This window comes from Aeoliella straminimaris (assembly GCF_024054565.1).
Taxonomy (GTDB): domain Bacteria; phylum Planctomycetota; class Planctomycetia; order Pirellulales; family Lacipirellulaceae; genus Aeoliella; species Aeoliella straminimaris.
In genome coordinates this window covers 510741-526240 of sequence record NZ_JAMXLR010000092.1, presented here as the reverse complement: position 1 = coordinate 526240, position 15500 = coordinate 510741, and the positions used below count along the sequence as shown (strand labels likewise).

At 59.7% G+C, this 15500-nt stretch carries 11 protein-coding genes; 6 read left to right on the top strand and 5 right to left on the bottom strand.

The genetic code is table 11. The annotated features are described in order from the left end of the window. Positions 1-9 precede the first annotated feature (9 nt). Positions 10-1245 (top strand): leucine-rich repeat domain-containing protein, encoded by a 1236-nt coding sequence (locus NG895_RS27855; protein ID WP_252855846.1) that lies wholly within the window; start codon positions 10-12, stop codon positions 1243-1245. 1 nt (position 1246) lies between these two features. Here NG895_RS27855 and NG895_RS27850 read toward each other — a convergent pair whose 3' ends face one another. Both NG895_RS27850 and NG895_RS27845 read right to left on the bottom strand, forming a co-directional pair. Continuing rightward, positions 1247-5392 (bottom strand): M56 family metallopeptidase, encoded by a 4146-nt coding sequence (locus NG895_RS27850; protein ID WP_252855845.1) that lies wholly within the window; start codon positions 5390-5392, stop codon positions 1247-1249. Further along, positions 5389-5787, bottom strand: a complete 399-nt coding sequence (locus tag NG895_RS27845; RefSeq protein ID WP_252855844.1) for a BlaI/MecI/CopY family transcriptional regulator — start codon at positions 5785-5787, stop codon at positions 5389-5391. Before NG895_RS27845 ends, NG895_RS27850 begins: the two co-directional genes overlap by 4 nt. Before the next feature lie 682 nt (positions 5788-6469). On the opposite strand from NG895_RS27845, the gene NG895_RS27840 reads away from it, so the two are divergent. Together NG895_RS27840 and NG895_RS27835 are read left to right on the top strand one after the other, a co-directional pair. Further along, on the top strand, positions 6470-8968 hold the full coding sequence (locus NG895_RS27840) for an FG-GAP-like repeat-containing protein (RefSeq protein ID WP_252855843.1): 2499 nt from the start codon (positions 6470-6472) through the stop codon (positions 8966-8968). 383 nt (positions 8969-9351) lie between these two features. Beyond that, a complete protein-coding gene (locus NG895_RS27835) occupies positions 9352-10281 on the top strand; it encodes a PEP-CTERM sorting domain-containing protein (protein WP_252855842.1) in 930 nt (309 codons plus the stop codon). Positions 10282-10285: 4 nt separating this feature from the next. Here the strand turns inward: NG895_RS27835 and NG895_RS27830 are convergent, their stop codons facing one another. From NG895_RS27830 to NG895_RS27820, 3 genes are all read right to left on the bottom strand, one after another. Beyond that, positions 10286-11395: a pyridoxal phosphate-dependent aminotransferase gene (locus NG895_RS27830; RefSeq protein WP_252855841.1), complete on the bottom strand. Its 1110-nt coding sequence runs from the start codon at positions 11393-11395 to the stop codon at positions 10286-10288. 54 nt (positions 11396-11449) lie between these two features. After that, positions 11450-12337 carry a DMT family transporter gene (locus NG895_RS27825; protein WP_252855840.1) on the bottom strand — a complete coding sequence of 296 codons (888 nt, stop codon included), beginning with the start codon at positions 12335-12337 and terminating at the stop codon, positions 11450-11452. A gap of 147 nt (positions 12338-12484) precedes the next feature. Further along, positions 12485-12871, bottom strand: coding sequence for a hypothetical protein (locus NG895_RS27820; protein ID WP_252855839.1), 387 nt, complete (start codon positions 12869-12871; stop codon positions 12485-12487). Positions 12872-13078: 207 nt separating this feature from the next. On the opposite strand from NG895_RS27820, the gene NG895_RS27815 reads away from it, so the two are divergent. The 3 genes from NG895_RS27815 to NG895_RS27805 all read left to right on the top strand — a co-directional run bounded on the left by NG895_RS27815 (position 13079) and on the right by NG895_RS27805 (position 15487). Beyond that, on the top strand, positions 13079-13924 hold the full coding sequence (locus NG895_RS27815) for a serine/threonine protein kinase (protein WP_252855838.1): 846 nt from the start codon (positions 13079-13081) through the stop codon (positions 13922-13924). 75 nt (positions 13925-13999) lie between these two features. Beyond that, the gene (locus NG895_RS27810) at positions 14000-14974 is read left to right on the top strand and encodes an acetyl-CoA carboxylase carboxyltransferase subunit alpha (RefSeq protein WP_252855837.1); all 975 of its coding nucleotides are present in this window, start codon (positions 14000-14002) and stop codon (positions 14972-14974) included. 36 nt (positions 14975-15010) lie between these two features. Continuing rightward, entirely contained in the window at positions 15011-15487 is a 477-nt protein-coding gene (locus NG895_RS27805; RefSeq protein ID WP_252855836.1) for a hypothetical protein, read from the top strand. The last annotated feature ends 13 nt before the right edge of the window (positions 15488-15500 follow it).

Here is a 15500-nt window from a genome sequence, read left to right as displayed (position 1 = left end):
GACCTGGCGATGGATTCCGAATTGACCAATCTGTTTGGACCGGCCGACGACACAACCATTTCCTTCGATAGCGGGGCTGGCATTCCCTTAACGCAGCCATCCACCACCAGCACCTGGAACGTGACCCTCTCGGTGATTAGCCTGTTGGTATTCTTGTTCGCTGGGTTTGTACTGTGGCGTTTGCGCACGCTGCGCAAGGAGCTTCGCCTGCTGGCCAGTCAGGTCGTCGACGGCTATCAGCCGCCATCAAGTCGCTTTCGCCTCCCCAGGTTCGGCCTGCGGACCATGTTGGTGCTGGTCACGTTGGTCGCGGTGCTGCTGGGGACATTTGGCACCGAACTAATGCGAGCACGGCGGCAGGCACGTGCGCTCGATGAACTTGATCAGTCGGGCGAGCAGGGCATTAGTGTCGATGCGGCCTATGCGTTGGGGCTGTTGGGCGATGGGGCGCTGGCCCAGCAGATGTGCTATTGGGTCCACCCGCACTTTGGCTGCCGCGTCGATCGGCTGGCACTTGCCCCCGACGCCGATCGGTACAATCAATTCAACAGCACCGTCCCCAGCAACCGAATTCAGGGCGAGATCGACCTCGCGCCGCTGGCCACGTTTCGCGATCTGGAGGAACTGCAACTATACAAAGTCGACCTGGGCGAGGACTCGCTGCAAACGATCGCGAACCTGAAAAAGCTGCGCAGACTATCGCTGTTCGACTGCCGGCTACCCGACCATGGGGTGAACGAAATTGCCAAGCTGCCAAATCTACAGTCATTGCAACTGCGGCATTGCGGCATCACTGACGAAACCCTCAGCGGCCTGCAACAAATGGCTGAACTCCGGCAACTCGATCTTTCTGAAAACCCTCTGACCGACGCTGCGGCCGAACAAATCGCCACGCTGCAGGAGCTCACCTCGCTTGGTCTGGCGGGCGTGAAGATCACTGGCGACGCACTGGCCAAGCTCGCCACACTCGACAAGCTGCAAACCATCGACCTGCAGCGGACCGAAGTCGATCTGAAAGGCCTCGAAGAGCTTACGGAACTAGCGTCGCTGAGGCACCTGTCGCTGTTTGGCAGCCAGGTGGGGTGGGAACTCAAACCATCGGAGCACAAGCAAGCCGCGGCGTTGTTCGGCGATCCATCGACTGTCGAACTTGAATGGCACAGCGTAAACCCTGGAAGCTTGTGGCGAGCATTCGACAACCGCCCCAACAAAGCGGGCAGGATCGACAATCCGTTCGAGTTCTAGCCTACTCGGGCTCCACGAACAACAGTTCTACCTTCCGTCTGTCTTTGGTGAATTCCAGTCCGGTCTGGCGAGAGATGGTCCGCAGTACCGTCACGGGGTCGTGATTCTGGCGATGACTCTCGTTGGTGTGGGGAGACTTCCGGTAAAACTTCCAAGTAAGTCGACGCTGGGTGGGCACTTCCAATTCGTTCACGATGGGCGTATTGATCCAGTCACCCACCCCCCGGAGAAACTTGTCAAAGTCGCCAAGCCCGTTCCCAGCGAAGTCTTCAGGCAGCGTCTTTGTGCCGAACACCTGAATGGGGTCGGACGCCCCGCGGCGCGGGGGCTCCTCGTCTACTTGGTCCTCCAGCGGGCTGTAGTGGTACCTTCCGCTGACGACGTACACCTCGCGCTGGACTTCGCGGAATTCGAGTTTCACCTTCATATCAAACTCTTCGCGCAGGATCGCTTCGATTTGGGCGATCACCTCCTGGCGGTCGGCGCCCGGCCGGATGACCCAGTCGCCGGGCAAGCGCCGATCGAGCAGCTCTGCCGGCCCGTCCATCTGCTGTGGCTTGATGTTGACCAGTGCGTTCATCAAACCGCTGAGCGTGTAGCCTGGGTTGTCCGGGTCGTTGAAGCTCATCCCCCAGCTGGTGAGGGTGTCGCCGTCCCAGCGAAACGTCATGGACGTCGGCGGATTGGAATCAGGCTCGGTGCCCCGCTCCAGGCGGTACCACTCCGCACGAAGCGGCGGGAAGGGTGGGGCCACCCGGCCGACAACTTGATCCTCATCCAGAGCGTATCCATGCACCAGCGCCATCGTTTCGAGCAGCGACTTCAAGGTGTCGCGCGTGTCGCTTGGAACAGTATTCGTTGCCGGCTTTGCTTCTTCGGTCCCACGCTCAAGTGTGAAGTCCATGTTGTCGATGGCAGCTTGGTTCTTTCTGATCGCAAACGCCCTGACGATTTGCGGGTCGGGGTAAGCAAACCCCGGCGGCAGGGAATTAAAATACAGTTCGTAAGTACCACTCGGCATGCGCAGCGTGTATCGCCCATCCGCATCGGTTGAGTCACCCGCGACTCCGGAGTGCAAGTTGTTACTAACCAGCGCCGAGATAGCGGCACCTTCCACCGGTGCGCCCTCGGGGTCCGTCACTCGTCCCGAAACCATCACACCATCTTCCAACTGCAGGTCCAGCGTTTCGCTGCTGCCGGGCGACAGGAAGAATGGCTCGCTGGGACACGCTATCCAGCGATCCTGGGGGTCGCGGACCGACATCACCAGGTCCCATTCGGGCAGCCCGCCCAGCTCGTAGCGTCCTTCCGCGTCAGTCACGGTGCGGAACGTCGTCTCAAATCCGACGCTCCGGTTCATGCCGGATTGGATTCGCGCAGTGACCTCAATGCCCGCTGCGGGCGAACCATCTGGCGTCGTGATCTTACCAGTGAGTACGCTTTCGGGGACGCAGTTCAATTCAATCGGCCCCTTAGTATTTTCTCCGTCTCGGTTGTACCACTGCGCTTCGGCCAGGCCGCGGGCTTCAGTGACCAGCGTAGCGCCACGTTCTACGGGAATGTCGTGCATACGAAATGCCCCGTTGCTATCCGGGATCGTTTCGAAGAGTTGCGGCAAAGCGGTGTCGAGGGTGGCAAACGGCAAGTGGCGAGGGAACATCTTGAACTCGAGCTCACCCGGCCCAGTGCGAACGTTCAGCGAGCGTACGACTACTTTGACGCTTGTCGGATCGAACCCTTCGGGCACGTTCACTTTGCCATCGATCGTGCGTGAAGGACGCATCTCAACTTTGCCTTCGACGTTGAATGTGCTGCGGTTCTTCCAATTGGCCGAGCGACTTACCCCCACCAACTTGCCTGGCAGGCGTGCGTAGTAGAAACGGTCGAAGTTGCCCACATCGCTGGTGAAGACCGCTTCAGCGCACTCGGCATGCCCTTCCGCGTTGGTAGTGAAGGGACCAAACTGCTCGTATTCACCGTCGTCACCACCGGTGTGCTGGAACACATAGACTTCGGCGCCGGCCACCCCGTTGCCATCGGCATCGACGCAGAACATTGGGACCGGAGATGTGGCCCGCGTCGACTTTTTAGCGTCCTTCTGCTCCAACGTCTGCTTGGCCAGTCTCAGCTTCTCCTTGGCCTCCAGGAGCTGGCGTTTCGCCTGGAGGACCTCCGTGTAGGTCACGACGCCGCCGTGCTGGTACATCATTTCCAACAACTTGACACTCTTTTGCAGGGCGGCGACCGCAGCCTCGCGCTGCTGCACCACTTCCTCCGCCGCGCCCTTCGCCTCTGCCAACTGAGCGGCAGCAGTGGCTAGCGCGTATTCGACCAGAAGCACCTCGCGTTGCGTTCGTTCTCCCTGCCGAAACTGAACTTCGGCAACGGCAAGTTCTTTGCGGTACGATTCCGCTATCTCTTCGAGGTACTTAATGCGTTCCGTATCGGGTTGCTCATCTTCCGCGTCGGAATTGGATGCCTCGGTGGCGGCTGACGTGTTTTTCGCCTCTACCATTGCACGCTTCACCATGCTCAGTTGGTCCTTCACCTCCGCCAGGCGACGTTTGGAGATGAGCAGCGTGTCCATAGGTATTACGCCCGCGTTGTAGACAGCCTCATGTGTAGCGACCATTCGCTCCGCGGCCTTGACGGCCTCGGCGTAGTGCTTGACGACCTCTTCCGGCCTGCCTTGGGCGGTTGCCAACTCGGCCTCGGCCTTCGCGAGTTGATACTGCGCCAAAAGGCCTTCGTTTTGCGGCGCATGAGCTGTGCGAACCAATACTTCCACCACCGACAACTCGTGGCGGCGCGACTCGACGACCTCTTTCAGATACTTGATCCGCTCGGGATCAATTGCCGGGGTCGGTCGGCTGGTGGCAACATCGACATCTACGGACGATTCATCTCCGGAGCCGTCAGGTGCTTTTGCTTTACCCCCCTCGTCGTCTTCTGCCGAGGAACTCAACTCCGTAAAGTCCTTCTCCGCAGTATTCTGGTCGTCACCACCGCTCTGCGACTGCGCAAACACACCGCAGCACAACAGTAGCATCACGCCCACCAGCCACATTCCGCCACGCGACAGCCGCACCGGTTCGGTGAGTGGCTCGCCGAACAGTCGCGCAACGCGGCGGCGCAATTCCGATGGCGTACGTCCCGTGGCTGCTAGGGCAGCCAGGTCGGCATGCGCCGTCTCAGGCCGCGCGAGTTCAAGCACTCGCAACAGCGTCGTGGCGTACTCGACGCGGGGCTCGCTGGTCGACGTGGCTGCTTGCCGGCAGGTGAGTTCGTCGCAGCAATACTCTCGCAGCGTGGCGATCCTGCGACTGAGGTACCAGAGCGCGGGATTAAAGAACAGCACCACTTCGGCCAAGCGCTGTACTAGGTTCACCCACAAGTCATAGCGACGAACGTGTGCCAACTCGTGCACCAGAATCATTTCCAGTTCGCTGGCCGAGAGTCCCGTGAGCGCCGACGCCGGTAGCAGAATAGTCGGTTTCACGAACCCCACCACGGTCGGCACCAGCACCTCACTCGAGGAGGCTAACGTGCACCGCAGCGGTAGCGCGAACTCGCGCGCCAAACGCTCGAGCGATTGCGCAAGTGGCCCCGCGGTGATTGGCTGCGCCTGACTCCGCAGCCGTTCGGTGCGGTAGATGCTCCGCGCCAATCGCAGCAACATGATCAGCACGCCCAGTACGTAGGCGCCGCTTGTCCAATTGGCAAGATCAAGCCACCAATTGTCTCGCAGGGAGGCCACAGGACCGCTGGGCTGCTCGACGACCAATGGCGAGCTATCCGAGGAGAACGCCGCCAATGCATCTCCTCCCGGGGGAATCGGCTGGGGCAGGGGAGTGCTCTCGATGGCAGTGGTCGACCTGACGGCCTTCCCATCTGGCACCGGTTGAGAACGGGTCACACCGGTCTGCTGGGGCGAATACAACGTCGCAAACGTAACTGGCAGCGCTATCAGGCAGATCACGAGCGCAGCCACGTGCAGTGCGTACGATCTTTCGACACTCATCCGTCCCCATATCCGGCCGATGCACCATAGCGTCACGACAGCAAGGCTCACCTGCCACAGCGAGTGAACGAGCGTCAAGCTGAGCGCAGCACTTGCTTCGGGACTGAACCAGGATGCTAGGTTCATTGCTGTTGCTCCTTTGCCTTGCGGCCGATGAGGCGACGAAGTTCCGCTAGTTCCTCTGCATCGAGTTCTGAAGATTCGATCAGATTCAGCATCATGGCGGCGGGCGAACCATCGAACACGCGTGTCACCAGATCGCTCATCATCTGGCCAGTCACTCGCTCTTTCTCCACCCGGGGAGAAAACAGGAACGCCTTGCCCTCTTTCTTGCGGGTTACCAGCCGCTTGCGGTGCATGATGTTGAGCATTGTGATCACACTGGAGTGCGCTAGCGTGCGGCCAGCGTCGGCCTCGAGCCGGGCTCGCACTTCGCGGACCGGCAGGGGGGACTCGCCCCACAGCACCTTGAGGATTTCGAGCTCCAGCTCGGTGGGATTTTCCGATTCAGGCCGAGGCATCGTCGCTTTTCCTTACGCAACCGCTGGTACGCTGGCGGCTCCCGCGGGAGGTTGAGAAGGCGAGCGGGGCCACATCATCGAATTCTTTAGATGATCCTACCGCTGCCGAATCACGGCGTCAACACAATCTTTTAATTTCTTCGACGATCCGGTTCGACTTGGCGGGGCAGACGCGCCGGCTACCACTTTCACCCGATCGAGACTCAAAAGTCTGGCCCGTACCGCCGATGCCAGGACGTGCAAAACGCTGGCCGTTGAGGTCGCCCGCGAACTTGGTCCAATGAGAGGATGGCGGCCATCGCCGCGACTTCGCTCGCCCCCGCGCCACGGCCCCTCTAAATCGCTGCTGCAATTGGGTTTTGGTGGCCTTCGAATGCGTGGGGTCAAAACCCCCAGGGTTCTGGTCACCCCCCCACATGGTTCTCCCTATAAAAACAGGGGCTTTTCGATACCGGTATGACCATAACCCAGGAGGTTTTGGATCCCAAAAAAGCGTGTTCGAAGAAGCGAACCAAAACCTCTAATACTCTGCCCCCCGCAGAGCGTTCGATTCCGGAGTCCGTCATCGAGATTCGGTGGCGGCGATGGCAGCACTCTGGTAACAAATTGGTAGGGTTTGCCGATTCCGGATACAATGTCGGCCAGATCTGGGGCGCGACACTTTTGATTAGCCGGGGTTGGTATGCGACAGCGCAACATTGGGGGCAGGCGACGAGGAATTTTCGAACCACTCGAACGGCGGGATCTATTAACCCTGGTGGGAGACGCACCAGTTCCCTACCCCGAGGCCACCGTCACGGCTTCTGTCGGGCCCAGACTGGGAACGGCACGGACCGCCGACGATGGGGTCGAGTTCTTTGCGATGCAGGTAGGGCAACTCGACGCCCAGATAGTGGTCACCATTTCGGGCGCGAACAGTGGCTCGATCCTCGATGCATGGATCGATTTCGATCAGGACGGATCATTCAGCGGGGCCGCTGAACAAATCTTCGATGCGCGGGAGGTGAGCAATGGCGTGGTGTTGCTAGAATTCGACATTCCGGCCATTGCCGAAGACGGCCTCACTTACGCTCGCTTTCGGGTGAGTGATGGAGCGGCCGCCGACGGGGTAGGGCAGGGGGGCGATGTAAACAACGGCGAGGTCGAGGACCACCAAGTGGAGATCCTGCCCCCCTCGATCACCGATGGCACGCTGGGCTCGGCACGCGCCGTGACTAGCAATGGCTCCGCCAACGGCGTGGTGGACGTATTGGCCGCGGACATCGACGGCGATGGCCGAATGGACATTGTCTCGTCATCGCAGTTGGACGGCGAGATCGCCGTGTACCGGGCGAACTCGAGCTTCAGTTCCTGGACCCGCAGCGTGGTGGAAAATGTCGCGGATAGCGACGCCCCACTGGAGGTGTCTCCCATTGGATTGGCGGTGGGCGATCTGGATGGCGATGGCGATCTCGACCTGGCCTCGGCGTCGGCCTCGGACGATACGATTGCCTGGTATCGCAACGACACCACCGGTTCGAATTTGTCGTTCACCAAGTTCACCGTGACCGACTCGGCCGACGGTGCGAGGAGCGTGGTGATCGCCGATTTCAATCAAGACGGTCGGCTGGACCTGGGGAGCGTCTCCCTGGAAGACGATACCATCCGTGTGCACCGCAACACGGGCAGCGGTGGCAACTCGCAGTTCGAGACCATGACGGCGGCCTTCGCAGTGGTGCCGAGCGCGCTGTCCGATATCTACGCCGTGGATATCAACCGCGATGGATTTGTCGATCTGGTGAGCATTTCCGCCGGAACGAACGACGTCTTCTGGCACGAAAACGACGGCACGCCGTTCGTTGGTGCTTGGAACACCAGTTCATTGATCAACAATGGCACCAACGCCTCGGACGTACCGTTCGGCTCTGGTGTGTTCGCGGGACGCATCGACAGCGATACCCAGATCGACGTGGTGTACACGTCGTTCGGCGAGAACCGCGCCGACTGGTCGCGAAACCCTGGTACCAGTGGTAGCTGGACGGGCCGGAATTCGGTGGATTCGGGCCTTGATGAGGCGAATCCGCCGTTCGTGGCCGACGTGGATGGAGATGGTGACATGGACGTCGTGGTGCCGTCGTACGACGATCACAACGTAACCGTGCACCTGAACGATGGCCTCGGCAACTTTACGCTCAGCGACACGACAAGCTTCTTCTCCACGCCAACGAATGTGGTGATGGCCGACATCGATGGCGACGGCGCACTCGACCTGGTAGTCGGCGGCAACGCCAACGATCGGGTCAGTTGGTTTGCCGGCAACGCGGAACCACCCGAGATAATGATTACGGGCAACGGGCTCGTCATCAGCGACGGCGACGGGGTTCCTCGCACCGCAGATGGCACTGATTTCGGCGCGGTTACACTTGGTACCTCGGGCGTGATGCAGGAGTTTTTGGTCACCAACATCGCTTCGGGCACGCTATCGCTGGGCGAATTGACACTGCCCTCAGGCTTTCAACTGGCCGCTCCGTTCAACTCGATTCTCGCGCCGGACGAGTCGACCGTGCTGAGGATCGAATTGGACACCAGTTCGCTAGGCAGCAGATCGGGCAAGATAATCCTCGCCAACAATGACGCGAACGAAAACCCCTACAACTTCGACATCCGCGCCACGGTCATCACCGTGCTGGGCGACTATAATCTCGATCAGGTGGTCGATATCGCCGACTATACCGCGTGGCGAAACCGCCTGGGCGCGTTGGTACCTCGCTACACCAGCGCCGACGGCAACGGCAACGGCGTGGTCGACCTGGCCGACTACGAGGTATGGAAAGACCACTTTGGCGATTCGCTACCCGGGGCTACCACGAGCCAGCCAGCTAGCTTTGCGGCACCAATTGCATCGTCCAGCGAATCTGTAGAACAGCCTGTGGCAAGTGCAGCTTCGACACCCAGCGCGCAAGTCGAACTCGGCTTGCTTCGAAGTGGCGAGCGGAAGGCGGCCAACCCAGGCCCCACACCGTGGGCCAAATCGCCGTCCCAGCCACTTCACAAGCCCCTGGATCCAGCGCCAGCAGTCGATTCGGAACCCACCAGAACCGGCTTCTCGATCAACCAACACAACGACCGTGATAAGTCGGACGACCACGACCGGCGGGCCTCGCTCGATCTGGCCTTCGAGCTACTGGAAATTGGCTGGTAGGCACAACACGACGATCGGACACCTTAGAGACCGCGCCCCGATCGATGAAGTAGGCCCCGCAATCGCCAAAAGAGGTTATCAATGCAGGAGGGGAATAGTACATCGGCAATTGTGGAGGTATAGGTCGGCTTGGCAACGACTGGCTCAGGTGAACACCCCTACCAAACACGGAAACATGCAGAGGTCCCCGCACGCACTAGAGATTCGTGGAAAAACCTCAAATTGCGGCAACTCAGCAGTGCGGCTGGCAGTTCGCTGAGAATCGGTACGGGGCAGCCGTTTTAATGATTGCAAACGGCCAACTCATGGCTTAGGTTGATGGCACTTCAGCGAATGTGGGGCACACCCCACAAACATCAATGCCTGACCAGGGGGTAGTTCTAATGATCCGCACAACGTTGATTTGCACCTTCGCGCTAGCTTGCGCACTGTCGGTGGATGCAACCGCTTACACTATTTTTATGACCGCGGATGAGGCCACCGGCCCTTCTTCCCAACTCCATGGCTTCTATCAGGCGAACGAAGTTTTCGCCGTAGATGCTTCCACAGCTTCCGCATTTCAGGGGGTGTCGACGCTAAAGGGCGACGTTCTGGTGGCCGACTATGGCGAAGAAGTCATTCAGCGTTTCGACATTGGCGGCAACCTGCTGACGCCCTTTGCCAGCATTCAGGACCCTACATTCCTAGAATCCGACAGTTCTAACAACGTCTACACCACGGCCTCTTCACTGGGACCAGCCGTAGCCACACGCTTCGACTACACAGGTACTGTTACCCAGACGTATTCGTCACCAACCGGCCAAGAATTCCGCGGTATCGATGCCGACTCAAGCGGCAATGTCTACATCGCCGTCCAATATGCAAACCCGACCTCCTACTCCATCGAGAAGTACGACGCGGCGGGTACGTTCCTAAGCAGCACTCCCGTGGACGCTACACCGTTCGATCTGGCGATCGACGAAGCAGGAAAGCGGCTATTTCTCGCTGATGAAGATCCGGCTACCGGCGGTATTAAGGTCTATGGGATTTCCGGAGCAGCTCCCGTCTATATGAATTCGATTCCCGTTCCCACCGATTCGGTCATATCCGGCGTCTCGTATTCATCCAATCTTGATAGAATTCTGGTGACGGATAGCGGGGCCATCTCCGACACCCCCCGGGGTTGGGACATGAGTCCGGATGGGTACATCTTCAATACCTACATCCCCAGCGGAGCAGACGTGGCCTTCGACATCATTCGCGTGCCCGAGCCGTCGAGCCTGATGCTCGCGTTGTTGGCCATTAGTGGCGTGACTTGGTACCGCCGCCGTTAGCCGTTTAACGTTTGGCCAAATCCCGCAGCACCTCCAGCCCTCGCTCGATGGTCTCCTCGGTGGCCGCGTACGAGATGCGGAAGTGCGTGTCGCGCCCGCTGAAGATGTTGCCTGGGATGATCAGTAGCTCGCGGGCGATGGCCTCGGCGACAAACTCGCTGCCGGTGCCCCAAGGAGCCTTGGGAAACACATAAAACGCGCCACCCGGCTGCGCCACTTCGTAGCCGGTATCGCGCAGTCCGTTGACCAACAAGTCTCGGCGGTGGCGGTAGGTATCGATGTAGGGTTGCATGTCGACGTCCATCGCCGCGAGCATCGACCATTGCAACGGTTGCGGCGCGCAGACGAAGGTGTACTGCTGCAACATGGTCATCTTCTCGATGACTTCGGTTGGCCCGTGCATGAAGCCGAGCCGCCAGCCGGTGACTCCGTAGGTCTTGCTGAAGCCGTCGACCACAATGGTTTGATCGTTGTAGCTGGCGGGGCTCACCAGGTCGCCGTCGTAACAAAATTGACGATAGATCTCGTCGGAGATAATCGCCACGTTGTGCTTGGCCGCCAGTTCGGCCAGACCACGAGCCTCGTCGGCTGTGGCCAAGGCGCCGGTGGGGTTGGCCGGCGTGTTAAACAGAATCGCCTTCGTCCGTGGTGTGATGGCAGCTTCGACCTTGGCCAGGTCGATATGGAAGTCGGGGTAGGTGTCGACCTTTACCACTTTGCCTCCCACCATGCCGGCCAGGGCAGGGTACATCACGAAGTAGGGATCGAAGCAAATCACCTCGTCGCCGGGATCGACCATCGCCATCAGCGCAAGCACCAGGGCGCCGGAGGTACCAGAGGTGACCAGCACCCGACGGTCATCGTGTCCGTAGCGTGCGTCGACCTCGGCTTGCAGTCGCTCGCGCAGTGCCGGCACGCCTTGGGTTAGGCTGTAGCCGTTGTGGTCGTCGTTGATGGCCTGGATCGCGGCCTGCTTGATCTCGTCCGGCACGGCGAAGTCCGGTTGGCCGATCGACAGGTTAATCGGATTCGCCAGTTTGGCCGCCAGATCGAACACCTTACGAATGCCACTGCTGTCGACGTGTTCGGTTCGCTTTGCAATCCAGGGATGCATGGATACTTGGGGGGTTGGAGAGATAGAGGGATGAGGTGCGTTGCTGATTACCAGCTACTTTCGAGTAGCGTAGTTCCCTTGACTCGACTGTACCAGGGCAACCATGACCAGGATGCCAGCGATGCCAAGCAACTGGGGGGTCGTAATCGCCTCGCCATCGCGGTAGCCCCACATCAGGGCCACAGGCGGAACGACGTACGTGACCATGCCGGCAAACAGCGGTCCGCGGTCCTGCACCATGACGACAAACAGATAGATACACAGGCCGGTGCCAACCGGTCCGAGGATCAACATCGCGATGATGGCCGACTGCCATTGGCTGGCGTCGGCCTCGATGGGATGCGTGGCGATCTCATACACCGCGCCAGGCAGCAGGATAAATCCGGCACACAGCAACAGGAGTGAAGATGTGACCAGCGACGGAACCCCGCGCAGATTGCGGCGCAAGAAGACATTGCCCACGGCGTACCCCAGCGGCACCGTCATGGCAAACGGCACCAGCCATTCGGGGAAGTTGTGCGAGCCCGAATCGTGAAACACCATCCACATTAGCAGCCCAAAGCCAACCAGCACACCAACCGCCTGCTGCCACGTTGGACGAACCCCCAACATGGGAACAGCGGCCACAATGGTCAACAAAGGGGTCATGGGAACGAACACAGCCAGAAAGCTGTGATCGGCGCCGTGCGATAAAATCCATGGCTGGACAGCAAACGGGTAGGCATTTCCTACCATGGCCACGAACAGGATGCGGACCAAGGTCGGACGGTCGACCTTAAGCGACTCGCCCTTGGCCAACAGCACTGGAAGCAACACCAGCGTTCCCCCCCACAAACGCCCGAGCGCAATCATGTTGGGACCCAGCACCTGGGTCGCATTGTCCATCAACTTGAAATTCGAGCCGAAGACCAGGCAGACAATGGCAAAATAGACGTAGGCCATGCGGCACAAGCGGGGCAGGGGGGGGTAGGCGGGAGTTGTCGATTCTAGCCCACGGGCTGCCGAGGCGGGAGTGCGAGACATTTACCCCAGGGCGTCATGGGGCAACATTTGCAGTTTCCTGCAGGACCACCGCCGCCGGCTTTGGGTTCAGCACTCGTCGCCGTAGGCCTCGCGCTCGAAGTAATTGTCACGGTACGCCCGCCGGCCAGCCCACCAGGCGACCAGCGAACACCAACCGTAGGCTGGCAGAAAAAAGGGGCCCCAGCGCTGATATTGGCGTACGTGGACATGCTCATGGTCGCGGGCATAGTCCAGCGCGGCGGAGGACAAGCCCAGAATCGTATGGCCCAGGGTCATGGCAAGAATCCCCTCGGGCGCCAGATGTCGCAGCAGCCAACTGGCCATCCCACCATAGAATTCCACCACGCCTCGCCGCACCTGCGCGCGCCCACCGGTGGCCAAAGTTGCCAGCCCCAGTAGGAGTCCGAGCAACGAATTGGGCCCGGCCCACAGCACGGCAAGTGCCTGTTTCATCGAGTTGCTCTGGGCCAAAGGGGAGAACTGGCGGTTTGCGGCCAGGGGCAGGGGGGAGAAGAAGCGCACTTTATCCGGTTGCGGCGGCTGGATAAACTGTTAGGGACGTTCCAGCAATCGATGCGGGTGGCCCTATCCGTCATCATCACAGTTCAGCGGCAAAGGTCAAGCGTGTCGGCAGGTAGTGAATTCGTAGGCAATTATCGCATGTTTCACCTGATTCGCGCCGGCGGCGTGTATCAGATCTGGGCCGTGCGCCCCATGTCCGAGAACACGCTCTTCGCCATGAAGTGGCTGCCCCCGGGGGAAAAATACACTCGGCATGCGCTCAGCGAGCTGCGGCACGAGTTCGCCGTGGGCAAGACGCTTGATCACCCGGAGATCATCAAGACCTACGAGTTCAACACCACGAACAACGGCGCTTACATGCTGCTGGAGTTCTTCAAGACGCCGAACCTCAAGCAGCAAATCGTCAGCAATCCCTTCGAAGTCAAGTGCCGGGCCAAGGAAATCCTGATGAACTGTGCCTCGGGGCTCGCTCACATGCACAAGACTGGCTGGGTACACCGCGACGTCAAGCCCGACAACTTCCTGGTCGCCGATGACAGTGAGGTCCGCCTGATCGACTTCAACCTTGCTCGCAAGATCAAAACGGGCATCAGCAAGATCTTCTCGGGCAAGGCGGCAGTTCAGGGGACCCACAGCTACATGGCGCCCGAACAGATCCGGGGGCAGCACGTCGATGCCCGCGCGGATATTTACAGCCTGGGCTGCGTGGCGTACGAGCTATTCAACGGCAAGCCACCGTTTACGGCGAACTCGTTCCAGGAGTTGCTGAACAAGCACCTGAAGTCCAAGCCTCCCGATCTGACGGTGATCGACAAGAACATCACTCCCGAGTTCGCCGCCTTCGTCAAACGACTGATGGCCAAGGATCCCGACGAGCGACCACCCACCATGAAAGACGCACAAATGGAGTTGCGTGGAATTCAATTGTTCTATGGACCGCCCAAGCCACCGAAGGTGGACAAGCACGACCACGACGAAGCCTGAAAACTGGCGGAGTCAGTAGCCAAATACTTACACCCAACCAAGGCACCGACGGACATCAAGCCGTCCCACCAAGACATGGCGAATACATCGTACCAACTCGACTTCGAAGCTCCGCTTCGCGATTTGCAGGAACGCATCTATCAACTGGAAACCGACGATCAGGATTCCGCGAGCGCGCGAGATGAATTGCGTGCGGCGCGCAAAGCGCTGCTCGACAAGACTCGCGACGTCTACAGCCACCTGGACGAGTGGCAGACAGTGCGTGTCGCGCGTCATCCCGATCGCCCCATGTTCACCGACTACGTCGATTTGATCTGCGACGAGTTCGTGGAACTGCATGGCGACAAGTTCTTTGGCGACGACCGCGCACTGAGAACTGGATTTGCGAAGATCGACGAATTCAAAGTCATGATGGTGGGCCATCATAAAGGCAAGACGCTCAAAGAACGCAACGAGTGCTACTTCGGTTGCGCGCACCCCGAAGGCTATCGCAAGGCGATGCTCAAGATGAAGAAGGCTGCCAAATATGGCCTGCCCATCATCTGCATGATCGACACGCCGGGCGCCTACCCGGGCATTGGTGCCGAAGAACGTGGCCAAGCCCAGGTTATCGCCGAGAGCATGCTGGAGATGTCGCGGCTCGAGACTCCCATCATCTGCGTGGTGATTGGCGAAGGTGGCTCGGGCGGCGCGTTGGGAATCGGCGTGGGCGACCGCGTCGCGGTGCTCGAGTTCTCTTATTATTCGGTGATCAGCCCCGAAGGATGCGCCGGCATTTTGTGGAAGAGCCACGACTACGCCGAGAACGCTGCCAAGGCACTCAAGCTGACCTCGCGGCACCTCGAACGCCTGGGGGCAATCGACGACGTCATCGAAGAGCCGACGGGTGGCGCGCATCGCGACCATTACCAGATGGCTGCCCGACTAAAGATGTACCTGGTCAAAACGCTTCGCGAATTGACCGAACTGCCTCCTGACGAGCTGGTTGCCCAGCGGTACGAAAAGTTCCGCAAGATCGGCATGTATCTGGAAGAAGCGGCCTCCGTGTAGCTCCATCATTTATTCTCCGCAATAAGGATGGCCAACATGAAGAAGAAACAGGCGGTTCGGTTCTCACTCGCGTTCCTGCTGCTATTGATTACCACCGCAGGTGTTTGGCTGGCCGCCTATCGTCATGGCTACCAGATGGGCGACGGCGCCTGGCGCTATGGCTCGGACTATTCCATGGCGTACGACGTACACGATCTGGTCGAGCCCATTCCCATCCAGCCAGCGGCGCTCGGTCCGCAGGCGCCTGCCGCCAATTACGCCACGGTCGATGCCGAACCGTTGCTGGAGGTCTTACGAGCTTCGCTGCATCGGGCGCCGAATGACTCGACGCGCATCGTTTTCTTTCCGGGCAACCTGTCCGTCATCGTCTCCGGTTCGGGTCGGGCCCATCGCCAAGTGACCGAGACGCTTGAGTTGCTCCGCGAGCGGCCGAAGAAATGGAAGGTGCTGGTCGCTGGCGACGAGAACTGGATTCCCGACGACACCGTGGTTTACGACGCCGTGGTGGAATAATGGATTCCTTGCC